The organism is Paraconexibacter sp. AEG42_29, assembly GCF_040581415.1.
In the GTDB taxonomy this organism is placed as follows: Bacteria; Actinomycetota; Thermoleophilia; order Solirubrobacterales; family Solirubrobacteraceae; genus Paraconexibacter.
In genome coordinates, this window is the sequence record NZ_CP114014.1 from 2,707,692 (window position 1) to 2,729,919 (window position 22,228).

Here is a 22,228-nt window from a genome sequence, read left to right on the forward strand (position 1 = left end):
GCGGTGAGCGGTCGGTCAGACCTGCGAGAGCGGGCCCAGCTGCAAGGCGACCTGCTCGCGGAGGAACGCGACGAGCTCGGTCTCCGACAGCTGGGTGTTGAAGCCGGCGGCCTGACGATGCCCGCCGCCGCCGCCCGCGCGGGCGATGACCGACACGTCGACCTCGCCGTCGGTCGCCCGCAACGAGACCTTCTTCTTGCGCGCGCCGTCCCCGTCCTGCGTGGGCGCGAGCAGCTCGCGGGCGACGGCCGCGACCTTCGTCCCGCGGACCGAGCGCAGGTGGTCGATCAGGCCCTCGGAGTAGCTCTCCTCGGCATCGGCGGCGTGGAAGTCCTCGCGGTGGAGGATCGTGAACGTCAGGCGCCCGTCGTCGTGCCGGGAGAGGTTGCCCAGACCGAGGGCCAGCAGCTCGAGCTTGCTGTACGGCATCTCCTCGTACAGCCGCCGGTAGATGGCGTTCACGTCGACGCCGGCGGCGATCAGCTCCGCGGCCATGACGTGCGCCCGCTCGCCGGTGTTCTCGTACATGAACTTCCCGGTGTCGGTGACCAGCCCGACGTAGAGCGCGTCCGCAATCGTCGGGGTCGGCGCGACGCCGAGCTCGCGCATCAGGTCCCAGACGATCTCCGCGGTGCACGAGGCCGCCTCGACGACGTGGTCGATCAGCCCGAACCGCGTGTTGTCGTGGTGGTGGTCGATGTTGACGATCCGCGCGCCCTCGCCCTTGACCTCGTCGAGCGGGTTGCGGTCGATGTTGCCGCAGTCGAGGAAGATGACCGTGCGCTGGTCGAGGTCCGGCGGGGCCTGGCTCACGAGTCCGTCGAAGACGAAGAAGCGGTACTCGTAGGGCAGCGGGAACTCGTCCGCCGCGACGAACATGACCGAGTCCTTGCCGAGGGCGAGCAGCACCTCGTGCATGGCCACGAGCGAGCCGAGCGCGTCGCCATCGGGGTGCTCGTGCGTCACGAGGATGAACCGCTCGCCCGCGCGGATCTCGGCGAGCGTGGCGGCGCGCGAGTCCGCGGCGCCGTCCGCGCTCAACTGTCGCCTCGCGGTTCCGATACGAGCCGTTCCACGCGCGCGGCCCGTTCGGCCGTGTCGTCCAAGATGAACGTCAGCGCCGGGGTGTGCTTCATCCGCAGCTGCCGCGCGAGCCCGGCCTGCAGGAAGCCGTGGGCCGACTGCAGCCCGTCCAGCGACGCCTGCTGCTCCTCCGCGCTGCCCAGCACGCTCACGAACACGCGAGCGTGCCGCAGGTCGGCGCTCGTGCTGACCCCGGTGACCGTCACGAAGCCGACGCGCGGGTCCTTGAGGTCGGTGGTGACCGAGGCGCTGAGCACCTCGCGCACCGCCTCGTCCACCCGCCGCATCCGGTCGCTGGCCACCTGTCTGTCGCTCCGGTTCCGGAGCTACTTCGCGAGGACGCGGTCGACCTTGCGGGTCGCAAACACCTCGAAGACATCGCCTTCCTGGATGTCCTGCGTGCCGACGAGCGTGATGCCGCACTCGAACCCGGTCGCGACTTCGCGCACGTCGTCGTTGAAGCGCTTGAGCGAGTCGATGCGCGTCTCCGTGAGCACGCGGCCGTCGCGGACGACGCGCAGCTTGGCGCCACGCGTGACCTTGCCGGACGTGACCATGCAGCCCGCGATCGTGCCGATCTTGGAGGCGCGGAAGATCGCGCGGACCTCGACCTCGCCGACGGCGTCCTCGACCTCCTCCGGATCGAGCAGGCCCTCCATCGCGTCGCGGAGGTCGTCCATCGCCTTATAGATGACCGAGTAGTTGAGGATCTCGACGGCCTCGCGGTCGGCGGCGCCGCGGGCGTCGCCCACGGGCCGGACGTTGAAGCCCATGATCGTCGCCTCGGAGGCGGTCGCCAGCATGACGTCGGACTCGGTGATGCCACCGACACCCGAGTGGATGATGTTGACCTGCACCTCCTGCTGGGGGAGCTTGGCGATCTCGTCCTCGAGCGCCTCCAGGGAGCCCGCCACGTCGACCTTGACGATGAGGTTGAGCTCCTTGTACTCGCTGCCGAGCGCACGCTTGAAGACGTCATCGAGCGACACCTTGCGGCCGGACCGGCGCGCGAGCGACTCCGTCTTGAGGCGATGCCCGCGCTCGGCGGCCAGCGACCGCGCCTTGCGGTCGTTCTCGACGACGCGGACCTGCTCGCCGGCGGCGGGAACGCCGTCGAAGCCGAGGATCTCGACCGGGTCGCCGGGGACCGCCTGCTTGATGCGGGCGCCGGTGTAGTCGTGCATCGCGCGGACCTTGCCCCACTGGGGACCGGCCAGCAGCGCGTCGCCGACGCGCAGCGTGCCGCGCTGGATCAGGACGGTGACGACCGGGCCACGGCCCGGGTCGAGCTTGGACTCGATGACGACACCCGACGCCTCGGCGTCCGGGTTGGCCTTCAGGTCCTCGAGCTCGGCGACGACGAGCAGCGTGTCGAGGAGGTCCTCGAGGTTCGTGCGCGCCTTGGCGGACACGTCGACGTACTCCGTGTCCCCGCCCCACTCCGACGGCTGCAGGTTGCGGGTCGTCATCTCGGTGCGCACCCGGGTCGGGTCCGCGCCTTCCTTGTCGATCTTGTTGACCGCGACGACGATCGGGACATCGGCCGCGTGGGCGTGGTCGATGGCCTCCTCGGTCTGCGGCATGACGCCGTCGTCCGCCGCCACGACGATCACGGCGATGTCCGTGACGCGCGCGCCGCGGGCACGCATGGCGGTGAACGCCTCGTGGCCCGGCGTGTCGAGGAACGTGAGGATCTTGTCGTTGTGGTGGACCTGGTAGGCACCGATGTGCTGCGTGATGCCACCGGACTCGCCGCCGACGACGTCCGCCATGCGGATCGCGTCCAGCAGCGAGGTCTTGCCGTGGTCGACGTGGCCCATGATCGTGACGACCGGCGGGCGGAACATCATGTCGGCCTCGTCGTCGTCGTACTCGATGACGTCGTCGTCGTCGGACGCGTGGACGATCTCGATCTCACGGTCGAACTCGTCGGCGATCACCTGGATGGCGTCGTCGGCGAGCGTCTGCGTGAGGGTCGCCATCTCACCGAGCATCATCAGCTTCTTGATGACGTCGGGGATCGGGACGCCGAGGTACTCGGCGACGTCCTTGACGGTCGAGCCCGAGTTGATCTTGATCAGGTCGATCGACGTCTGTGCCGAGACGTCGAGCTCGTTGACCGAGTCGTTGTACGTACCGCGACGGCGGCGACCGCGGCGCTGGCGGCGCGGCGGCTGGTTGGCGCCGGGACCGCCGGGGCCACCGGGACCGCCGGGACCGCGACGGGCGGCCTGCGAGTCGATGACGACGCGGCGACGGCCGGCGGCACCGGTCGTCGGGGCGCCCTTGCGGCCGCCCGGGAGGTTCTGGGACTCGTCGCGCTTGGGCCGCTTGGGCGGCTCGGGCACGGCGAGGATCTTGGGGCCACGACCCGCGTCGGGCTTGTCGCCGATCGTGATCGACGGCTTGCCGTCCTTGTCCTTGTCGCCCTCCTTCGCGGCGGCAGCGGCGGCTGCGGCGGCCGCAGCCGCAGCAGCGTCCTCGGGCGTCTGCGCGGCGGCCTGGGCGGCCGCCGCGGCGGCGGCAGCCTCTTCGGCGGCCTTCTCGGCGGCCAGCGCACGTGCCGCGATCTCGCGCGGGTCCGGCGGCGGCTGGAGCTTGGGAACCGGGACCGACGGCGGTGCCGGGGCGTCCTGGCGACGGGGCGGTGCCTGGCGCGGGGCGGGCTTCTGCGGCGCACGCGCGGAGGGAGCCTCCTCGCGGCGGGGCTTGGGCTTCGGCTTCGCGGCCGCGTCGGGCTGCGCGATGATGCGCGGGCCGACAGCGCCCTTGGGCGCAGGCTTGGCGGGCGGCTTCGGCGGTGCCGGGGCGGGCGTCGCGGGCGCCGAGGACGTCGGCGCAGGGGCCGGCTTCAGGGTGGGCGCCGGAGCGGGCTTCAGCGGCGGGATCGGGGTCGACGCCGGAGCGGCCGGTGCCGGTGCAGGCGTGGCGCGCGGCGGCAGCGGAGCGGGCGCAGGCGTCCGCGGCGCCGGGGTCGGCTGCTCGATGACGCGCGGACCGGGCGGCGGGGCCTGAGGGGTGCTCGTGGGTGTGGGGATCTGGATCTGGGGCTCGATCGGCGGTGCCGAGGGCGCGGCCGGGGCGGCCGGCTGCTCAGCGACGGCAGGGGCGACGTCGGCCTCATCCGCCTTGGGCGTCGGCACGAACGGCTGCTCCACCTTGGGCGCACCGCCCAATCCGAGCTTGCTGAGGACCTCGTCCTCGTCGACTTCCTGTGCCGCCGCAGTGACGTCGAAACCGGCATCCCGGAGCTGCACGAGCAGCTCCAGGGCGGTGAGTCCCTGCTCTTTGGCGATCTTGTGTACGCGCTTGGTTGCCACTAACTCGTTGATTCTAGAAGGGATGGGTCGATCGACACAGTGCGCCTAAAGGCGCGGGTGACCGCGCGGCGCTTCAGCGCCTGGTGCCAACACGTGCGATCGCAGACATACGCACCACGTCCCGGCAGCACAGCCCGGGGGTCCAGCACCACCGCGTCGCCCGCTACGGCGAGCCGGAGAAGCTCCGTCTTGGGACGGAGCGCTCCACAGCCAACGCAGCGACGGGTGGGGACGTGCCCTACGACGCGGCCTCCGGCTCGGAGGGCGCCGCGTCTTCGACGATAGCGTCTCCCGTCGCCGGCTCCTCGGTGAGCTCGGCGGCGACCTCGGCGGCCTCCTCCTCGACGCCGGCGACCTCGGCCGCCTCTGCCTCGGCGGCGTCTGCGACCGGTTCCCCGCCCGCAGCGGGGACCTCGGCGGCCTCGGCATCCTCGGCCTCAAGCGCATCGACGTCGACCTCGCCGTCCTCCGGCAGGGCGCCGGCGGCCTCGTCCTCCGCGACCTGTGCCTCCACGCGGGTGACGATCTCCGTCACGTCCTCGTCGAGGGCGGCGGGGTTGTTGAGGAAGTCGATCTCCTCGTCGCTGAGATGCGCGAGGACGACCACGGAGTTCGTGTTGAACACCGAGAGCGCCTGGTGCGGCGAGAGGCCGCAGAAGCGGGTCCCGGGCTCCGTGGCGTTCGGGCAGCGGCGGCCGTTGGAGAGGACGGCCGCGCAGCGGCCGGACTCCTGCTCCTGCTCGAATGTCTCCTCACCGGAGGACTGCGCGAAGTCGGTCTCGGACTTGATGTCGATCCGCCACCCGGTCAGGCGGGCGGCGAGGCGGGCGTTCTGCCCCTCGCGGCCGATCGCCAGCGAGAGCTGGTCGTCGGGGACGATGACGGTCGCCTGGCGGGCGTCGTCGTCGACCAGGACCTCGCGGACGCGGGCCGGCGAGAGCGCCTTGGCGACGAAGCGGGCGGGCTCGTCGTTGTAGGGGATGATGTCGATCTTCTCGCCGCGCAGCTCGGAGACGACCATGCGCACCCGGGAGCCGCGGGGGCCGACGCAGGCGCCGACCGGGTCGACGCCGTCCGCGTGGGAGACGACCGCGATCTTCGAGCGGTAGCCGGGCTCACGCGCGACGTTGGCGATCTCCACCAGGCCGTCGGCGATCTCCGGGACCTCGAGCTCGAAGAGCTTCTTGATCAGCTCGCCGTCGCGGCGGCTGACGATGATCGACGGGCCCTTCGTGGAGGCCGAGACCTCCTTGATGACGGCCTTCACGCGCTGGTTGTGCTCGTAGCGCTCGCCGTCGACCTGCTCGCTCTTGGGGAGCAGCGCCTCGACGCGCTCGCGCAGCTGGATGAGCGTGTAGCGCGCGTCCTTCTGCTGGACGATGCCGGTGACGAGCTCGCCGACGCGGTCGCGGTACTCCTCGAACATCATGTCGCGCTCGGCCTCGCGGACGCGCTGCAGGATGACCTGCTTCGCGGTCTGCGCGGCGATGCGGCCGAAGTCGTCCGGCGTGACGTCCTGCTCCTCGATCTGGTCGGCGTACTCCTCGAACTTGTCCGCGCCGATCTCCACCTCCTCGGGCTCGACGAACTCGCCGGTCTCCGCGTCGAGGTAGGTGTTCTCGTCGATCGTCTCGACGATCATGTGCGCCTCGAGGCGGTCCGGCACGATCAGCTCGATCACCCGGTAGTCGCCCGTCTCGGCGTCGAGCTGAACCTTGGCGTACTTCGCCGCGTCCGGCTGCTTCTTGTAGGCAGAGAGGAGCGCGTCCTCGAGGGCGTGCTGGAGCTTGTCCGGGGCAATGCCCTTCTCACGGGCCAGGGCGCCCATCGCTTCCAGGATCTCGCGTGACATGGCGGGCTACTCCTCGACGAGGTTGGAACGGTGGATGTCGACGTACGGGATCGCGATGATCCCGGTGTCGGCGGCGATCGTGACGGCGTCGTCCGAGGCGCCGACCAGCTCGCCGGTGAACGACTTGTGGCCGTCGTGCTGCTCCCGGGTGCGCACCTTCGCGCGCCGCCCGAGGAACCGCCGGAAGTGCTGCGGCTTGGTGAGCGGACGGTCGCGTCCCGGGGACGAGACCTCCAGGGCGTACTGCTCGCGGATGTCGGCGAGCGCATGGGTCACGCGCTCGCAGATTGTCAGCGTCACGCCGTCCGGGTGGTCGACGAACAGCCTGATGTGGCTGCCGCTGACCTCGGCCAGCAGCACCTCGACGTCGGGTTCGGCCGACGCGAGCGTGGCCTCCACCTGGTCTTGGATGCTGCTGGTCATGGACTCTCCTTGGGACATAAAAAAGAGCGGGCGGGCGCCCGCTCTCACCGACAGCCGGCGCATAGGCGCAGGCAACGAAAGCTGTGTGGCAAACATAGCAAGCTGATGCTCATCGAGTCGTTCCTGCACAGCCTGGGCCAACCGTGGCGCCGGACCGGCGCTGACGCGTGGGGCCTGACGCTTCCCGAGGTCGCCGGGTGGCCGCTCGACGTGGGCCTCGCGGTCCGCGGGCCCGCCCCCGCGCTGCTGCGGATCCAGGCCCCGGTCTGCGAGCCGGGGCTGCTGGACGCGGCCGACCTGCTGCACCGCGGGCGGCGCCTGGTGCTGGTCCGCTTTACCACCACGCGCGCGGGTGAGGTCTGGCTCCAGGGCGAGTTGCCCTGGCCGGTGCCCGATCCGCTGCTGCTCGACGTGGCCCTGTCGACCCTGGTCACCGCGGCCGAGGACGCCCGCCGGCTCGCCGCTGTCGCGCGGAGCGGACGCCCGCTGCCGAAATAGACTGGAGCACCGATCCCATGGACTCTGCGTATGAGCTCTTCCAAGCCGGCACCAGCCTCCTCGACGGCAACGACTTCCACGCCGCCGTCGTCCCGCTCACCCGTGCCGCGGAGCTCGAGCCGGACAAGACCAGCGTCCGCGAGGCCCTCGGCCGCGCGTACTTCGGATCGCAGCGCTACCGGGAGGGCGCAGAGGAGTTCCGCGTGGTGGCCGAGCGCGAGCCGACGAACGACTTCGCGCTCTTCTGCCTCGGACGCTGCCTGCAGTCGCTCGGGGACCACGTCGAGGCACGTAAGCCGCTGACGATGGCCGCCACGCTCCGGCCGGAGCGCAAGGACTACCGGGAGTACCTCGAGCGCTCCGTTCGCGCGACCGACGCGCCTTGACCTTCAGCGGGCCCGCCGCGGGAGCCGCGGCGGGAGCGCGTAGAGGCCGCGCAGACGGCCGGCCAGGCCGCCGCCCGTGAGGCCGCGGCGCAGCGCGCGCCGGGCCGCGCGGTCGGGGTGGAAGGGTGCCGGCGCGCCTGAGGTGTCGTAGCGGGCGCGGGCCAGTGCGCGCACGTAGGCCCCGGCCTCGGGAGCCATGACGAACGACGCGGCGACCTTTGACAACGTCCCGCCGGGCGGGACCGGCCGGCCGGCCCGGCTCAGCGCGCGGAGCAGTTCGTCGAGGGCGGGGTCGGCCCCCGGCCGGGCGGCGCGGCGCCGGGCGCGCACCCAGGCCGCGGTGGCCGCGGCGGCGACGGCGGCGAGCAGGAGGCCGCCGATCAGCCACGGCACGACCGACCCGCCGTCGCTGTCGCCGGAACCGCTGATCGGCGTGAGCCCGGCCGTGTCGCCGGCGCCTGAGGAGTCGCTCCGGTCGTCCCCCGGGGTGGCGGCCGCGGCGTCGTCCTCCTCGAGCTGGGTCTCGACCTGGGAGGCCGCGGGGGCCACGGCGGGCGTCGGGTCGATGACGGTCCAGCCGATGCCGGGCATGTACACCTCGACCCACGAGTGGGCGTCGGAGTCGCGGACGACCCATTCGCCGCGGGCGGTGTCGAGCGTGCCCGGCGCGAAGCCCTCGGCCACGCGGGCGGGAACGCCGCCCATCCGCAGCAGCAGCGCCATCGACCCGGAGAACTGCTGGCAGTAGCCACGCCGGGAGTCGAACACGAAGGACTCGAGCGGGTAGCGCGCCGCCGGCGGGCGCTCGTCGTAGGACGCGCCGTCGCGGAGGCGCTCCTGCACCTTCAGGATGTAGTCGTACGGCGAGGTCGACGTCGCGCGCAGCCGCTGGGCGAGGGCCCACATACGCGCGTACGGCGAGCTGCTGAGCTCGGCGGAGCCGTCGTCGGCGAGCCCGCCGGGACGATGGAACGCGCGCGGGCTGCCGTCGCTGCCGAACGCCGGGAACGCGATCACGGTCCGCCCGAACCCCTGGCCGAACGTCCCGGTGGACCCCTCGGGCAGGCCCGACCGGCGGCCGCGGCGACCGCTCGGCGGCGGCGTCGGCGTGCTGCCCTGAGGTGACGGGACGACGCGCGGGGTGGCGCTGCCGGGGGTCGTGTCCGGCAGCTCCATGGTCAGGGCACGCGTGACGCTGTAGGGGTAGTCGGTGCCCGCGCGGCGCAGCTCGGCGTCGGTGGGCGCCGGTGCGTAGACCGTCGCGAGGTAGTTGTCCCCGCGGGTCATCTGGCGCCGCGCGGTGACGACCGTCCCGGGGGTGTCGGGCCGGACCTTCATGCTCGAGCGGTTGATCTCGAGGATCTCCCCGGGTGCGTAGAGCTGGGTCGAGCGCATATCCCGGACCGCGACCGAGACCCGCAGCGACCAGCCCGGATGGGTCGACGAGCGCTCGTCCGGCGTGGTCCCCGCGATCGGATTCCGCGACCGCGTCCAGCGCGTGCCGTCGAAGCTGTCCAGCGACACGCCCTTCCAGTACGCAGGCCGGCTGGCGCGGACCCGCAGGACCTGGCGCCCGTTGCGGCTCCAGGGCAGCGCGCCGTAGGAGTGCGACCAGTCGAAGCGGGTGGTCGGCCGCTCCCCCAGTTGCTCGGTGAGGCTGCGGTAGTCGACCCACGGGCGCTCGCCGTTCAGGACCGGCAGCGCCAGCGCCGCGACGCCGATGCCCATCGCGAGGGCCAGGCCGGCGGTGCGCGCCTGGCGCAGCTGCACGCGGTCGCCCAGGACGAGCAGCCCGATCAGCGCGGCGAGCATCAGGCCGTCCCCGAGGGCGCGGTCCTGCTCGACCTGGATGACGGCCAGCGTGTAGGTCCCGATGAGCACCGCCGTCGCGGCGATGGGGCGGCCGCGCCCGTGGAAGCAGCAGACCGCGGCGAGCACCAGCAGAAGCGTGCCGCCGAGCCCGATGGTCGAGCGGATCCACTCGTCGTCGCCGCGGTAGGGCACGCGCAGGTCGGGGACCGCGCCGATGCCGTTCCCGATGCCGCCGGCGAGGTCGTCCCACTGCCGCGGCTTGAGCAGCGACGGATCGATGCCGGAGACCAGCAGCGCCGCGACGAACGTGAGCAGCACGGTCACGGTGAGGGTCGCGGCCCGCGCCCGCCGGGACCCCAGCACCTGCGGCAGCCCAAGCAGCGCCATCCCGACGGCGGTGGCCAGCGCGGCGCCGAGCAGCAGCTCGGTGCCCAGGTTCCCGTCCGTCAGCCGGCCCCAGCGCTGGCCCACGAGCACCGCGAGGAACGCGAAAGCGACGACGCGGACTGGCTGGGCCATGAACAGCATGGCCGGCGGCGGGCCCAGGACCGGCGCCGGGGGCGGCGGACCGACGGGGCTCGTGGACCTCGGCGGGGTCGCGGTGGCCATGACCGGCTAGGCCGCCGTCCCGTGGACGGCGCCACGCGGCGCCAGGTCGTAGCCGCTGCAGCCCGCGACCTCGAAGGTCGGCGTCCGTCCCGGCATGCCCGCCGGGACGACGAGGACGCGGCCGTTCCCGGCCGCGTGGGCGAGCACGCGCGGCGTCCCGGTCAGCGGCTGGGCGCTGACGTAGAAGATCACGCCGATGCGGCCGGTGAGCGCGCCGGCGGCGGGCGTGCCGCCACCGCGCACGAGGGCCAGGCGGATGTGCTGCCGCGGCCAGCCGCCGAGCCCCGGCTGGAGCGCGACCGGCTGGCGGTCGCCGGGCAGCAGCAGCGAGCAGCCGCCACGGCCCGCCAGGAACACGCACAGCGACGCGGTCGCGCGAACTGCCGCGTCGAGCTGCTCGTCGGCGTCGATGGTGGTCTCACCGGGTCCGGCGCCCGGCGACGCGGTGCGCGTGTCGAGCACGACGATCGGCCGGTCGTCCCCGTCCGGCCGCAGGTGACGCTCGTACATCTCCCCCGTCCTCGCCCAGACCGCCCACGAGATCCGCGCGGCCGAGGTGCCCGATCGCAGTGGCCGCAGGCCGTCGAGCTCGACCTCGGCCGTCACCCGCGAGCGCGCCTGGCGCCGTCCGATCGCGTCCCCGTCGCCGCCGCCGTCGGTGCGCAGCACAGGATGGATGGCCGGCAGCACGAGCAGCTCGTGCGGGTGACCGGCCACCGTGCGCACCGCGAGCCCGAACGGGTCGCGGACCGTCACCTCGGGAGGTGGCAGCGCGATGCGGCCGCGTCGCGGGAAGCGGGGCGTCGCGTGCAGCACCCGCACTCCCCGGTCGCGGCCGCCCTCGAGCGCGACCGGCTCGCCGAGCAGTCCGTCGTCGAGCGTCCCGGTCGGGGTGAGCAGCCACGGCGAGCGGACCTCGGTGCGGACGGTGATGGGCGCGCCCTCGACCACGGTCGTCGAGCCGACGGCGCGGGTGACGCTCAGGCCGTGCGCCGCCGCCCATACCCATCCGCAGGCGCCGGCCGCGATCAGCAGCAGTGCCACGCCGGGGACGAACAGCGGCTCGGCGTCGAGCGCGGCCGCGACCAGCGTCAGCGCCGCACCGAGCCCGCCGAGCCGCAGTGCGCCGCCCACGGGTCAGCGGCCCCGTCCGGTCGCAGTGGGGGCGTGGGCTGCGGCCATCAAAGCGCCGGGACCGCGCGGACGGCGTCGGCCACCACGCCGGCGGACGTCGCGTCGATCGCGTCGGGCGCGAGCAGCAGGCGGTGCGACAGGACGATCTCGGCGAGCTCCTGCACGTCGTCGATGGTGGCGTGCCGCTCGCCGGCCAGCAGCGCGCGGGCCTTGGCGGCGCGCAGCAGCATCAGTCCGGCGCGGGGGCTGGCGCCGAGGTGCACGCGGGGGTCGGCGCGTGTCTGCCCGAGCAGGGCGACGACGTATGCGCGCAGCGCGTCGCTGGCGACGACCCGGCGTGCGGCGTCCTGGGCGGCGAGGAGCTCACCCGGCCCGGCGACCGCGCTGACCTCGTCGACACGGTCGTGGGACTCGTGCGCGCGCAGCATGGCCGCCTCGGCGGCGGGACCGGGATAGCCGAGCGAGATCCGGGCCATGAAGCGGTCGACCTGGGCCTCGGGCAGCGGGTAGGTGCCCTCGAACTCGATCGGGTTCTGCGTCGCGAGGACGACGAACGGCCGCGCGAGCTCGTGCGAGTGCACGTCGACCGTGACGCGCCGCTCCTGCATGCACTCGAGCAGCCCGGACTGCGTCTTCGGCGAGGCGCGGTTGATCTCGTCGACGAGGACGACGTTCGCGAAGATCGGGCCGGGCCGGAACTCGAAGCGCTCCTCGCGGCGGTTGTAGATGTTGGTGCCGACGACGTCGGCGGGCAGCAGGTCGGCGGTGCACTGCACGCGGGCGAACTGCAGCCCGAGGGACCGCGCGAGCGCGCGGGCCAGCGTCGTCTTGCCGACACCCGGCAGGTCCTCGATCAGGACGTGGCCCTCGGCGACGATGCAGACGAGCAGCTGGTCCAGCAGGCCGTCGCGCAGCTCGACGGCGGCACTGACGGAGTCCGTCAGCCGTCCGACGAGCGCGGCCGTGGCTGCGAGCTCGTCGTCCGAGACGCGCTCCGCTCCCCCGGCCTCCATCAGGCGGGGGTGGGGTCGAGCTGCGGGACGCCGCGCCCGAGCGCGTCGACGGTGTCGAGGATCGCGGCGGCGATCTGCGCCTTGTCGCTGCGCGCGATGTGGGTGTCGCCGGTCGCGGTGACGATCGTCACCTCGTTGTCGGGCGTGTCGAACCCGATGCCCGGCTGGGCGACGTCGTTGACCACCACCGCGTCGAGGCCCTTGCGGGTGAGCTTGCCGCGGCCGTAGGCGACGGCGCCGTCCCCCGTCTCGGCGGCGAAGCCGACCAGTGTCTGGCCGGGCCGCCGCTGCCCGGCGAGCGCGGTGAGGATGTCGTCCGTGGGCTCCATGGTGATCGTCAGCTCCGTGCGTTCGGTCTTCTTCAGCTTGATGTCCGAGACGTCGATCGGGCGGAAGTCGGCGACGGCCGCGCTCATCAGCAGGACGTGGCAGCCCGGGAACTCCTGCAGGCACGCGGCCTGCAGCTGGGCGGCCGTGGCGACGTCGACGTAGCGGACACGCGGGTCGCGGGCGAGCGCGACGTTCGCGGCGAGGACGGTGACGTCGGCGCCGCGATCGGCGGCGGCAGCGGCGAGCGCGAAGCCCATGCGGCCGCTCGAGCGGTTGCCGACGAAGCGGACGGCGTCGATCGGCTCGCGGGTCCCGCCGGCAGTGACCAGCACGCGCCGGCCGTCCCACGGACCCGGGGCAGCGGGGTGCGGCGCGTCCGGCACGGGCGGTGTCCCGACGGCCACCGCGCGCTCGGCGGCGGCGAGCAGCTCGGCGGGCTCCGCGAGCCGTCCGACGCCCCACTCGCCGAGCGTCCCGAGCGCGCCGACGCCCGGGTCCACGATCGTGACGCCGCGGGCGGCCAGGGTCGCGACGTTCGCCCGCGTGGCGGCGTGCTCCCACATGGCGTCGTTCATGGCCGGCGCCACCAGGACGGGACAGCGCGCGGCGAGCGCGGCCGACGTCAGCAGGTTGTCGGCGAGCCCGTGTGCGAGCTTGGCGATCGTGTTCGCCGTCGCCGGGGCGATCAGGAGGACGTCGGCGTTCTCGACCAGCGCGAGGTGGCTGGCCGGGTCGTGCGCCGGGGGCTCCTGTCCGGGGAACGCACCGCGGGCGGGGTCGCGTTCGAACTCGCTGGTCAGGACCGGCGCGCCGGTGATGGCGGCAAACGAGGCGGCGCCGACGAAGCGCTGCGACTCAGGGGTCTGCACCACCCGCACCGCGTGCCCCGCCTTGACGGCGAGGCGGGCGGTCTCGAGCCCCTTGTAGGCGGCGATCCCGCCCGTGACACCGAGGAGGATCCGCGCCACGGCTGCCTCCCGCTCGGCGCGGGTCCTAGCGGTACTGGTACTTGATCTTGCCCTGGGCGACTTCCTCGAGGGCGATCGTGAGGTAGTTCTTCGACGCGCTCTCGACCATCGGGGGCGGGAACTCGTCGAACGTCCCCTCACCGAGGTTGTGGTAGTACGAGTTGATCTGCCGGGCGCGCTTGGCGGCCACGAGCACGGAGGCGTAGTTCGAGTCGACGTGCTCGAGAAGGTTGTCGATGCGGGGCTGGATCACGGGTCCAGTGTAGCCGGTGTGCGGGGGAAACCCGCCGCTCCTACGGGTGGGCCTGGGCGGCCGTCTCGGCCCGCACGATGTCGACCAGCTCGCGCACCGCGGCGTCGAGGTCTGCGTTGATCACCTTGTGGCGGAACTCGTTCTGCGCCGCGATCTCGTCGACCGCCACCCGCAGGCGGGCCGCGACCTGCTCGTCGTCGTCGGTCCCGCGGCCGGTGAGGCGCTCGCGCAGCGTGTCGGTCGACGGCGGGGCGATGAAGATCTGGACGGCTTCGGGCATCGCCGTGCGGACCTGGCGTGCGCCCTGCACCTCGATCTCGAGGACGACGGGATGCCCGGCGTCCGTCCGGCGGTCGAGCTCCTCGCGGAGGGTGCCGTAGCGCCGCCCGGAGTACTCGGCGTGCTCGACGAAGTCACCGGCATCGACGCGGCGGGCGAACTCGTCGGCGTCGAGGAAGTGGTAGTCGACGCCGTGCTGCTCGCCGGTGCGCGGGCTGCGCGTGGTGGCCGAGACGCTGAGCTCGAGCTCGGGAAGCGCCTCGCGCAGCTTGCGGATCAGCGTGCCCTTGCCGACGCCGCTGGGACCGGTGATGACGAAGACGCGAGCCACGGGGTCCGGGAGCGTAGCTGGGCCGGGAGACGGACCGTCCGCCCCGGCGGCCTGCGGCATCGAGCCGGTCAGCGCTTGAGGAGCGTGACGAGCTCGGCGCGCTGGCGCTCGGAGAGCCCGCCGATCGTCTTCGACGGCGAGATGCGGCAGTTGACCAGCACCTTGTTCGCCTTCACGCGGCCGTACTTCGGAACGGCCAGCAGCATCTCGAAGACCTTCGCCGTCTCGAGGTAGTCCGGCGGGTCCATCAGCAGCTGATGGATCGACACGCGGCCGGCCTTCAGGTCACGCTTGAGCTGCGCACGCTGCGTGCGAATCGCGTTCGCGCGGGCGAGCGCATCCATACGCTGGTTCAGCGACCGCTCGGGTGTTGCGGTCTGCTTCGACGGGGTATCGGCGGCCAGCGGCATCGGCGTCGGAAGATACAACGTGCGCGGTCCGCGTGGCGCCCGATCGACCGAATTCACCTCGACCTCGAGTCGAGCTTGATGCTTCTCGACCGTACTTGACAGTTTTTCGCGGATTTGCAGGCTATCCGCGATACACCGCTGTCCAGAGCCAACGCTCTGGACGTGCATCAGGCGGTCTGCGCCAGCAGACGCTGCAGCTCGCGGGCGATCCGGGTCCCGGCTGCCGGATCGCGGAACGACTCGGTGCCGACGGCGACGAGCGTCGCGCCGGCGCGGAGGAACTGCGCGGCGTGCTCACCGCGCTGGATCCCGCCCATCCCGATGACCGGGATCGCGACCCGCTGCGCCACCGCCGTCACCTGCGCCAGCGCGACGGCGCGGATCGCAGGGCCGGACATCCCGCCGGTCACGCCCCCGAGCCACGGGCGACCGTCGCCGCCGGGCGCCTGAGCGGTCGCGCGCAGCGTGTTGACGAGTGCCACGGCGTCGGCGCCCTCCGCCTCGGCCGCGGCGGCGACCAGCGCCACGTCGGCGGTGTTCGGGGTGAGCTTCACGATGAGCGGCTTGGTGGTCTGCGGGCGGACGGCGCGCAGGACCTCGGCCAGCGACACCGGGTCGGCGCCGATGTCCAGTCCGGTCTTGACGTTCGGGCACGACACGTTCAGCTCGATCGCGCGGATCGCGTCCTGCGCGTCGCACGCGGCGACGAGCTCGCAGAGCTCCGCTGCGGTCGAGCCCATGACGTTGGTGATCAGTGGGACCGGCAGCGCGGCAAGCTTCGGCAGGTCGTGTTCGAGGTACCCCGCCAGGCCCTTGTTCGGGAGGCCGATCGAGTTGATCATCCCGCTCGGCGTCTCCCACAGCCGCGGCGGCGGGTTGCCGTCCCGGACGGCGAGCGTGATCGTCTTGGAGACGAACGCGGCGAACGGGAACTGGTCGAGGAAGGAGTCGCCGAAGACGGCCTGGGCGGCGATCGCGTCGAAGGTGCCGGAGCCGTTGACGACGGGGTGGGCGAGGTCGAGGCCGCAGAACGTCGTCGGGATCGACGGAGGCGGCGTGTCGGTCGTGGTCGCCATGTCAGTGGGCCGGGACGTGGTCGAGGGCGGTGGCGTCGAGGACCGGGCCGTCGACGCAGACGCGGGCGTAGCCGCCGGCGGCCAGCGGGACCACGCAGCCGAAGCAGGCGCCGAAGCCGCAGGCCATGCCGGACTCCAGGGCGAGCTGGGCAGGGACCTCGCGCTCGACGCAGATGCGCCGGATCGCCTCGAGCATGCCGGGCGGGCCGCAGGCGTAGACGGTGGCGTGCGGGTCGTCGTCGAGCTCGCGGATCAGCAGCTCGGTGACGAGGCCGTGGTGGCCGACGGAGCCGTCGTCGGTCGCGATCTGGACGGTGTCGAACGACGCGGCGATGGCGGCGTGCTGCGTGTCGCGGAAGCCGAACTGCAGCGTCGGGGCGATACCCTGTTCCACCAGCGCCTGCGACAGGAAGATCAGCGGCGGGACGCCGACCCCGCCGCCCGTGAGGATGGGCCTGCGGGCGGGGGTGGGTGGGGTTCCGATTCGGAAGCCGTGACCGAGGGGACCGGTCACCCAGAGCGGCTCGCCCTTCTGCAGGCGGGCCAGCCGGTGCGTGCCGGGGCCGATGTCCTCGAGCATGAACCAGAGGCGTCCGTCCCGGCCGCCCATGGCGCTGAACGCGCGTGGGAGGAACGGCCGCTCGTCCTCCCCCGCCCCCCAGCCGGAGGTCGCGGCGAGCATGTAGAACTGCCCGGGCTCGGGGTCGGGCCCGTGGCGGTCGACGACCTCCAGCAGGTGGTAGGAGCCGACCTTGCGGATCGCGGCGAGCACCGCGCGCCGGCGGCCGAAGGGTGCGACCGTCACGCCGTGGCCTTCTCGGCGGGTGGGGTCCGTCCGTGGAGATCCTGGAGGGCGATGACCTCCGGCTCCCGGCCCCCGGCCGCCGCGATCGCGCGCGCCGCTGCCATGCCGCCGGAGAGCGTCGTCAGGCACGGGATCCCGCGGGCGACCGCAGCCCGGCGGATCTCCCAGCCGTCGGTCCGCGCGCCCGACCCGGTGGGCGTGTTGACGACGAGGTCGACGCGGCCCTCCTCGATCCAGTCGACGACGTGCGGCGAGCCCTCGGCGATCTTGTTCAGGCGCTCGCACGGGATGCCCATGCGCTCGATCGCGGCAGCCGTGCCGGCGGTGGCGACGACCTTGAACCCCTGGTCGCACAGCTGCTGCGCGATCGCGACGGCGGACGCCTTGTCGTGGTCGGTCACCGTGATGAAGACGGTGCCGGACGACGGCAACGGCGAGCCCGCCGCGGCCTGCGCCTTGGCGAACGCCGTCGGGAAGTCGCGGGCGACGCCCATGACCTCGCCCGTCGAGCGCATCTCCGGGCCGAGCAGCGCGTCCGAGCCGTCGAAGCGGTCGAACGGCAGGACGGCCTCCTTGACGCTGACGTGCGAGCCCGCCATCGGATCCACCGGCAGGTCGAGGTCCGCGAGCCGCTCGCCGAGCATCAGGCGACAGGCCATCTTGGCGAGCGGGACGCCAATCGCCTTCGACACGAACGGGACGGTCCGCGACGCGCGGGGGTTGGCCTCGATGACGTACAGGTCGCCGTCGTAGACGGCGTACTGCGCGTTCATCAGGCCGACGACGCCGAGGCCGAGGGCGATGCCGCGGGTGTGCTCGCGGATCTTGTCGAGCATCGCCTCGCCGAGCGAGTGGGGCGGCAGGACGCAGGCGCTGTCGCCGGAGTGGATGCCGGCTTCCTCGACGTGCTGCATGATGCCGCCGATCCACACGTCGGTGCCGTCGCAGAGCGCGTCGACGTCGACCTCGATCGCGTTCTCCAGGAAGCGGTCCAGGAAGATCTCGGCGCGGTCGACGCCGGGCGCCGGGGCGTGGCGCTCCAGGTAGTCGGCGAGGCCGTCGCGCGAGTAGACGATCTCCATCGCGCGGCCGCCGAGGACGTAGGACGGACGGACCAGGAGCGGGAAGCCGACCCCGTCCGCCGCGTTCAGCGCGTCCGGCACCGAGTGTGCCGTCGCGTACGGCGGCGCCTTGAAGCTGAGCCGGTCCAGCAGGTCGCCGAAGCGGCCCCGGTCCTCCGCCAGGTCGATCGCGTCGACGCTCGTGCCGAGGATGTTGATCCCCGCGTCGAGCAGGCCCGCCGCGAGCTTCAGCGGCGTCTGGCCGCCGAACTGGACGATGACGCCCTCGGGCTGCTCGACCTCCAGCACGCCGAGGACGTCCTCCAGCGTGAGCGGCTCGAAGTACAGCCGGTCGGACGTGTCGTAGTCGGTCGAGACCGTCTCCGGGTTGCAGTTGATCATCACCGCGTCGCGGCCCGACGCGCGGACCGTCATCGCCGCGTGCACGCAGCAGTAGTCGAACTCGATGCCCTGCCCGATGCGGTTCGGGCCCGCGCCGAGGATCACGACGGACGCGTTGTCGCCGCGCTCGACCTCGTGCGACTGCTCGCGCTCCCAGCCGGAGTAGAAGTACGGCGTGGACGCCGGGAACTCGGCCGCGCAGGTGTCGACTGACTTGAACGAGCGGTGACCGGCGAAGACCTCGTCCGGCTTCAGCGCGAGGTCCTGGAGCTCGCGCAGGAACCACAGGTCGATGTGCGTCTGCGCGTGGATCTCGTCGATCGTGACGCCGCGCCGCAGCGCCTCGAGCAGGATGTCGTAGCGGTCGCTGGACGGGCGCTCGAGGGACTCGACGAGGACCTCGGTCGACATCGACTCCACGTGCGGGACGGTGTCGAGCTCACGCGAGCGCATCGCCTTCGCGAACGCCTGGCCGAAGGTGCGGCCCATCGCCATCGCCTCCCCCACGCTCTTCATGTGGGTCGACAGCACCGAGTTCGCGCCCGTGAACTTCTCGAACGCGAACCGCGGCCACTTCACGACGACGTAGTCGATCGTCGGCTCGAACGACGCGGGCGTGACCTCGGTGATGTCGTTCGTGATCTCGTCCAGCGCGTAGCCGACGGCGAGGCGCGCGGCGATCTTCGCGATCGGGAAGCCCGTCGCCTTGGACGCGAGCGCGGACGACCGGGAGACGCGGGGGTTCATCTCGATGATGAGGATCTCCTCGGTCTCCGGGTTGACCGCGAACTGCACGTTCGAGCCACCGGTCTCGACGCCGACCGCGCGGATGACGGCGATCGCCTGGTCGCGCAGCTGCTGGTACAGGTGGTCGGTCAGGGTCTGCTGCGGGGCGACCGTGACGCTGTCCCCCGTGTGGACGCCCATCGGGTCGATGTTCTCGATCGAGCAGACGATCACGACGTTGTCGTTGTGGTCGCGCATCACCTCGAGCTCGAACTCGCCCCAGCCGATGACGGACAGGTCGACGAGGACCTGGCCGATCGGCGACGCCTCCAGACCGCGGCGGACGATCTGCGTGAACTCCTCCGGCGTGCGGGCGATGCCGCCGCCGCGGCCGCCGAGCGTGAACGCCGGGCGGACGATCGCGGGCAGGCCGACGATCTCCGTGGCCTCGGCGATCTGGCGGACGATGTCCTCGTCGGGCAGGCGGTCGCCGTCCGCGCCGTCGCCGACGCGGCTGTGGATGATCATCGACGCGGGCATCTTCAGCCCGGCCTTCGCCATCGCCTGGGCGAAGAGGTCGCGGTCCTCGGCGCAGTTGATCGCGTCGTAGTTCGCGCCGATCAGCTCGACGCCGAACTCCTCCAGCGTGCCGTTCTCGGCCAGCGCCTTGGCGAGGTTCAGCGCGGTCTGGCCACCGAGCGTCGGCAGCAGCGCGTCCGGCCGCTCGCGGGCGATCACCTGGCGGACGGGACCGGGCAGCAGCGGCTCGACGTAGGTCGCGTCCGCGAACTCCGGGTCGGTCATGATCGTCGCCGGGTTCGAGTTCACGAGGACGATCTCATAGCCCTCCTCGCGCAGCACCTTGCACGCCTGCACGCCGGAGTAGTCGAACTCGGCGGCCTGGCCGATGACGATCGGGCCGGAGCCCAGAATCAGGATCTTCTTGATGTCGTCTCTGCGGGGCATGTCTCAGGCGCTCCTGACGGCGTCGAGGAAGCGGTCGAACTGGTAGAGCGCGTCGTTCGGACCGGGCCCGGCCTCGGGGTGGTACTGGACGGTCGCGCTGTTGACGTCGAGCAGCTGGAGGCCCTCCACAGTCCGGTCGTAGAGGTTCACGTGGGTCAGCGCCGCGGCGCCGAAGTCGGTTTCCCAGCGGACGGGCTCGTCGGCCTCGATCCGCAGTCCCCCGTCCGGCGCCTTGACGGCGAAGCCGTGGTTCTGGGACGTGATCTCGATCTTGCCCGTGCGCAGGTCCTTGACCGGGTGGTTGCCGCCGCGATGGCCGAACGGCAGCTTCTCGGTGTCCAGGCCGACGGCGCGGCAGAGGAGCTGATGGCCGAGGCAGATCCCCCACACCGGCCGCTTGCCGATGAGCTGCCGGACGTTGTCGACCACGTAGTCGAGGGCGGCGGGGTCGCCGGGACCGTTGGCGAGGAAGAAGCCGTGCGCGTCGGTCGCGAGCAGCTCCTCGGCGGTGACGGTGCACGGGTAGAGCGTGACCTCCGCGCCGCGGGCGGTGAGGTGTCGGACGATCGACCCCTTGATGCCGGTGTCGATCGCGGCGATGCGGACGTCGCCGCCGTAGCCGAGCGTGTGCGCGGCCTCGGGCGTGACGACCTTGGCGAAGTCCGCGCCGACCATTGACGGCTCGGCGGCGATCAGGTCGCGGGCCTCGGACTCGGAGATCCGCGCCGGGAAGATCCCGCCGCGCATGGCGCCGGCTTCACGGATGTGGCGGACCAGGCGGCGCGTGTCGACGCCGGTGATCGCCGGGATGCCGCAGTCGAGCAGCCAGTCGAGCCAGCCGCGCTCGGCCTCGGGGGCGTCCTCCCGGTTGACGGCGGCGCGCATGATGACGCCGCGGGCCCAGATGCGGTCAGACTCCATCGCCCGTTCGCTGATGCCGTAGTTGCCGATGTGCGGGTAGGAGAAGGCGAGCAGCTGACCCGCGAACGACGGGTCGGTGACCGACTCCTGGTAGCCGGACATGCCGGTGGTGAAGACGACCTCGCCGGTGACGTGGGCGTCGGCGCCGCAGGCATCGCCGTCGAAGCGGGTGCCGTCCTCGAGGAGGACGTACGCGGAGGGAGCATTCATACGGTGACTTCCGAGGTGGCGGTGAGCGATGTGTCGCGGTGGGCGATGGACCCGGCGGCGACGGTCAGCAGGACACGTCCGCTGAGCGTGCGTCCGGCGAAGCAGCAGTTCTCCGAGCGGGAGGCGTAGCCGTGCTCGCCGACGACCCACTCGCTGTCGAGGTCGACCAGCGTCACATGGGCCTGGGCGCCGACCTTGATGCGCGGCACGGGCAGGTCCAGCAGCGAGCCGCCGACGGTGAGCTTCTCGACGACGAGCGCCAGATCCAGGACGCCGGGCAGGACGAGGTCGGTGTAGACGGAGGCGAACGCGGTCTCCAGGCCCGTCGTCCCCATCGGCGCCTGCTCGAACGGGACCTCCTTCTCGTCGCGGGCGTGCGGCGCGTGGTCGGTCGCGATGCAGTCGATGGTGCCGTCCTTCAGCCCCGCGATGAGCGCCTGGCGGTCAGCCTCGGTGCGCAGCGGCGGGTTCATCTTCATGCGCGTGTCCATGGTCCGGACCGCCTCGTGCGTGAGCGTGAGGTGGTGCGGGCTGGCCTCGCACGTGACCTGCACGCCGGCCGCTTTCGCGGCGCGGATGGCGTCGACCGACTCGATCGCGCTGAGGTGCTGCATATGGACGCGGCCCCCTTCGTAGCCGGCGATCGCGCAGTCGCGGGCGACCAGGGTCGACTCGCTGATCGACGGGATGCCGGCGATGCCGAGCTGTGCGCTGACCTCGCCCTCGTGCATCGCCCCGGCGCCGCTGAGCGACGGGTCCTCCTCGTGCAGGGCGAGCACGCCGCCGCAGAGGCGCTGGTACTGCAGCGCCTTGCGCAGCATGCCGGCGGACTGCACGGGCTTGCCGTCGTCCGTGAAGCCGAGGGCGCCCTGGGCGCGCAGCTCGGCCATCTCGGTGAGCTCCTTGCCCATCATGCCGACGGTGATCGCGGGCATGAACCCGACCGGGATGCGCGCGTCGCGCAGGGCGGCGTCGCGCAGCGAGCGGAGGATCGACGTGGAGTCGGTGACGGGCGTGGTGTTCGGCATCGCGACGACCGTGCAGTAGCCGCCCGCGGCCGCCGAGCGCGTGCCGGTCGCGAGGTCCTCCTTGTGCTCCTGGCCGGGGACGCGCAGGTGCACGTGCGGGTCGACGAAGGCCGGGAACAGGTGCCTGCCGGCGCCGTCGATGGTCTCGGCGCCGTCGGGCGCCTCGAGGCTGCCGGCGTCCCCGATCCGGGCAATCTGGCCGCCACGGACGAGGACGTCGTGGACGCCGTCGAGGCTCTCGCGGGGGTCGAGGACGTGCGCGCCTGTGATGAGGATGTCCGCGGCGGGTGCAGGCGCGCGGACGAGATGGTCGATGAGGCTCATGGTTCGGT

Annotated in this window: 19 protein-coding genes and 1 pseudogene; 2 read left to right on the plus strand and 18 right to left on the minus strand. The window is 72.5% G+C overall.

What is annotated here, in order from left to right; genetic code table 11:
• Positions 1 to 15: 15 nt before the first annotated feature.
• From DSM112329_RS13075 to rimP, 6 genes and pseudogenes are all read right to left on the minus strand, one after another.
• A complete protein-coding gene (locus tag DSM112329_RS13075) occupies positions 16 to 1,041 on the minus strand; it encodes a DHH family phosphoesterase (RefSeq protein ID WP_354702262.1) in 1,026 nt (341 codons plus the stop codon).
• A complete protein-coding gene (rbfA, locus tag DSM112329_RS13080) occupies positions 1,038 to 1,385 on the minus strand; it encodes a 30S ribosome-binding factor RbfA (RefSeq protein ID WP_354702263.1) in 348 nt (115 codons plus the stop codon). The genes DSM112329_RS13075 and rbfA overlap by 4 nt, the downstream gene beginning before the upstream one ends.
• A gap of 24 nt (positions 1,386 to 1,409) precedes the next feature.
• The gene (gene infB / locus DSM112329_RS13085) at positions 1,410 to 4,403 is read right to left on the minus strand and encodes a translation initiation factor IF-2 (protein ID WP_354702264.1); all 2,994 of its coding nucleotides are present in this window, start codon (positions 4,401 to 4,403) and stop codon (positions 1,410 to 1,412) included.
• Positions 4,403 to 4,615, minus strand: a pseudogene (locus DSM112329_RS13090) (YlxR family protein); the annotation flags it as partial. The pseudogene DSM112329_RS13090 and the gene infB, both read right to left, overlap by 1 nt.
• Before the next feature lie 26 nt (positions 4,616 to 4,641).
• A complete protein-coding gene (gene nusA, locus DSM112329_RS13095; RefSeq protein ID WP_354702265.1) occupies positions 4,642 to 6,255 on the minus strand; it encodes a transcription termination factor NusA in 1,614 nt (537 codons plus the stop codon).
• Between the two features lie 6 nt (positions 6,256 to 6,261).
• Positions 6,262 to 6,678 (minus strand): ribosome maturation factor RimP, encoded by a 417-nt coding sequence (gene rimP / locus DSM112329_RS13100; RefSeq protein WP_354702266.1) that lies wholly within the window; start codon positions 6,676 to 6,678, stop codon positions 6,262 to 6,264.
• A gap of 105 nt (positions 6,679 to 6,783) precedes the next feature.
• Between rimP and DSM112329_RS13105 the strand changes: the two genes are divergently transcribed.
• Together DSM112329_RS13105 and DSM112329_RS13110 are read left to right on the plus strand one after the other, a co-directional pair.
• Positions 6,784 to 7,176 carry a hypothetical protein gene (locus DSM112329_RS13105; protein ID WP_354702267.1) on the plus strand — a complete coding sequence of 131 codons (393 nt, stop codon included), beginning with the start codon at positions 6,784 to 6,786 and terminating at the stop codon, positions 7,174 to 7,176.
• A gap of 17 nt (positions 7,177 to 7,193) precedes the next feature.
• Complete coding sequence (locus tag DSM112329_RS13110) at positions 7,194 to 7,562, plus strand: tetratricopeptide repeat protein (protein WP_354702268.1); 369 nt, start codon at positions 7,194 to 7,196, stop codon at positions 7,560 to 7,562.
• A gap of 3 nt (positions 7,563 to 7,565) precedes the next feature.
• Here the strand turns inward: DSM112329_RS13110 and DSM112329_RS13115 are convergent, their stop codons facing one another.
• The 12 genes from DSM112329_RS13115 to DSM112329_RS13170 all read right to left on the minus strand — a co-directional run bounded on the left by DSM112329_RS13115 (position 7,566) and on the right by DSM112329_RS13170 (position 22,220).
• Positions 7,566 to 9,893, minus strand: a complete 2,328-nt coding sequence (locus tag DSM112329_RS13115; protein WP_354702269.1) for a transglutaminaseTgpA domain-containing protein — start codon at positions 9,891 to 9,893, stop codon at positions 7,566 to 7,568.
• 96 nt (positions 9,894 to 9,989) lie between these two features.
• On the minus strand, positions 9,990 to 11,117 hold the full coding sequence (locus DSM112329_RS13120) for a DUF58 domain-containing protein (protein ID WP_354702270.1): 1,128 nt from the start codon (positions 11,115 to 11,117) through the stop codon (positions 9,990 to 9,992).
• Between the two features lie 47 nt (positions 11,118 to 11,164).
• Positions 11,165 to 12,130 (minus strand): AAA family ATPase, encoded by a 966-nt coding sequence (locus tag DSM112329_RS13125; RefSeq protein WP_354702271.1) that lies wholly within the window; start codon positions 12,128 to 12,130, stop codon positions 11,165 to 11,167.
• Positions 12,130 to 13,428, minus strand: a complete 1,299-nt coding sequence (gene coaBC / locus DSM112329_RS13130) for a bifunctional phosphopantothenoylcysteine decarboxylase/phosphopantothenate--cysteine ligase CoaBC (RefSeq protein WP_354702272.1) — start codon at positions 13,426 to 13,428, stop codon at positions 12,130 to 12,132. Before coaBC ends, DSM112329_RS13125 begins: the two co-directional genes overlap by 1 nt.
• Before the next feature lie 25 nt (positions 13,429 to 13,453).
• A complete protein-coding gene (gene rpoZ, locus DSM112329_RS13135; protein ID WP_354702273.1) occupies positions 13,454 to 13,681 on the minus strand; it encodes a DNA-directed RNA polymerase subunit omega in 228 nt (75 codons plus the stop codon).
• Positions 13,682 to 13,721: 40 nt separating this feature from the next.
• Positions 13,722 to 14,291: a guanylate kinase gene (gene gmk / locus DSM112329_RS13140; protein WP_354702274.1), complete on the minus strand. Its 570-nt coding sequence runs from the start codon at positions 14,289 to 14,291 to the stop codon at positions 13,722 to 13,724.
• A 68-nt stretch (positions 14,292 to 14,359) separates the two neighbouring features.
• Entirely contained in the window at positions 14,360 to 14,869 is a 510-nt protein-coding gene (gene mihF / locus DSM112329_RS13145) for an integration host factor, actinobacterial type (protein ID WP_354702275.1), read from the minus strand.
• On the minus strand, positions 14,869 to 15,777 hold the full coding sequence (locus DSM112329_RS13150; RefSeq protein ID WP_354702276.1) for a dihydroorotate dehydrogenase: 909 nt from the start codon (positions 15,775 to 15,777) through the stop codon (positions 14,869 to 14,871). Before DSM112329_RS13150 ends, mihF begins: the two co-directional genes overlap by 1 nt.
• A gap of 1 nt (position 15,778) precedes the next feature.
• Positions 15,779 to 16,582: a dihydroorotate dehydrogenase electron transfer subunit gene (locus tag DSM112329_RS13155; RefSeq protein ID WP_354702277.1), complete on the minus strand. Its 804-nt coding sequence runs from the start codon at positions 16,580 to 16,582 to the stop codon at positions 15,779 to 15,781.
• A complete protein-coding gene (carB, locus tag DSM112329_RS13160; RefSeq protein WP_354702278.1) occupies positions 16,579 to 19,737 on the minus strand; it encodes a carbamoyl-phosphate synthase large subunit in 3,159 nt (1,052 codons plus the stop codon). Before carB ends, DSM112329_RS13155 begins: the two co-directional genes overlap by 4 nt.
• A gap of 3 nt (positions 19,738 to 19,740) precedes the next feature.
• Positions 19,741 to 20,868 carry a glutamine-hydrolyzing carbamoyl-phosphate synthase small subunit gene (gene carA / locus DSM112329_RS13165; RefSeq protein ID WP_354702279.1) on the minus strand — a complete coding sequence of 376 codons (1,128 nt, stop codon included), beginning with the start codon at positions 20,866 to 20,868 and terminating at the stop codon, positions 19,741 to 19,743.
• Positions 20,865 to 22,220, minus strand: a complete 1,356-nt coding sequence (locus DSM112329_RS13170) for a dihydroorotase (protein WP_354702280.1) — start codon at positions 22,218 to 22,220, stop codon at positions 20,865 to 20,867. The genes carA and DSM112329_RS13170 overlap by 4 nt, the downstream gene beginning before the upstream one ends.
• Positions 22,221 to 22,228: the final 8 nt, after the last annotated feature.

Bases quoted from the DNA above. Each gene is read 5' to 3' on its own strand.
- DSM112329_RS13115 (WP_354702269.1), bottom strand. From the start codon at position 9,893: ATGGCCCAGCCAGTCCGCGTCGTCGCTTTCGCGTTCCTCGCGGTGCTC.
- DSM112329_RS13150 (WP_354702276.1), bottom strand. From the start codon at position 15,777: ATGGCGACCACGACCGACACGCCGCCTCCGTCGATCCCGACGACGTTC.
- DSM112329_RS13110 (WP_354702268.1), top strand. From the start codon at position 7,194: ATGGACTCTGCGTATGAGCTCTTCCAAGCCGGCACCAGCCTCCTCGAC.
- nusA (WP_354702265.1), bottom strand. From the start codon at position 6,255: ATGTCACGCGAGATCCTGGAAGCGATGGGCGCCCTGGCCCGTGAGAAG.
- carA (WP_354702279.1), bottom strand. From the start codon at position 20,868: ATGAATGCTCCCTCCGCGTACGTCCTCCTCGAGGACGGCACCCGCTTC.
- DSM112329_RS13125 (WP_354702271.1), bottom strand. From the start codon at position 12,130: ATGGAGGCCGGGGGAGCGGAGCGCGTCTCGGACGACGAGCTCGCAGCC.
- DSM112329_RS13105 (WP_354702267.1), top strand. From the start codon at position 6,784: ATGCTCATCGAGTCGTTCCTGCACAGCCTGGGCCAACCGTGGCGCCGG.
- rimP (WP_354702266.1), bottom strand. From the start codon at position 6,678: ATGACCAGCAGCATCCAAGACCAGGTGGAGGCCACGCTCGCGTCGGCC.
- mihF (WP_354702275.1), bottom strand. From the start codon at position 14,869: ATGCACGTCCAGAGCGTTGGCTCTGGACAGCGGTGTATCGCGGATAGC.
- carB (WP_354702278.1), bottom strand. From the start codon at position 19,737: ATGCCCCGCAGAGACGACATCAAGAAGATCCTGATTCTGGGCTCCGGC.
- DSM112329_RS13170 (WP_354702280.1), bottom strand. From the start codon at position 22,220: ATGAGCCTCATCGACCATCTCGTCCGCGCGCCTGCACCCGCCGCGGAC.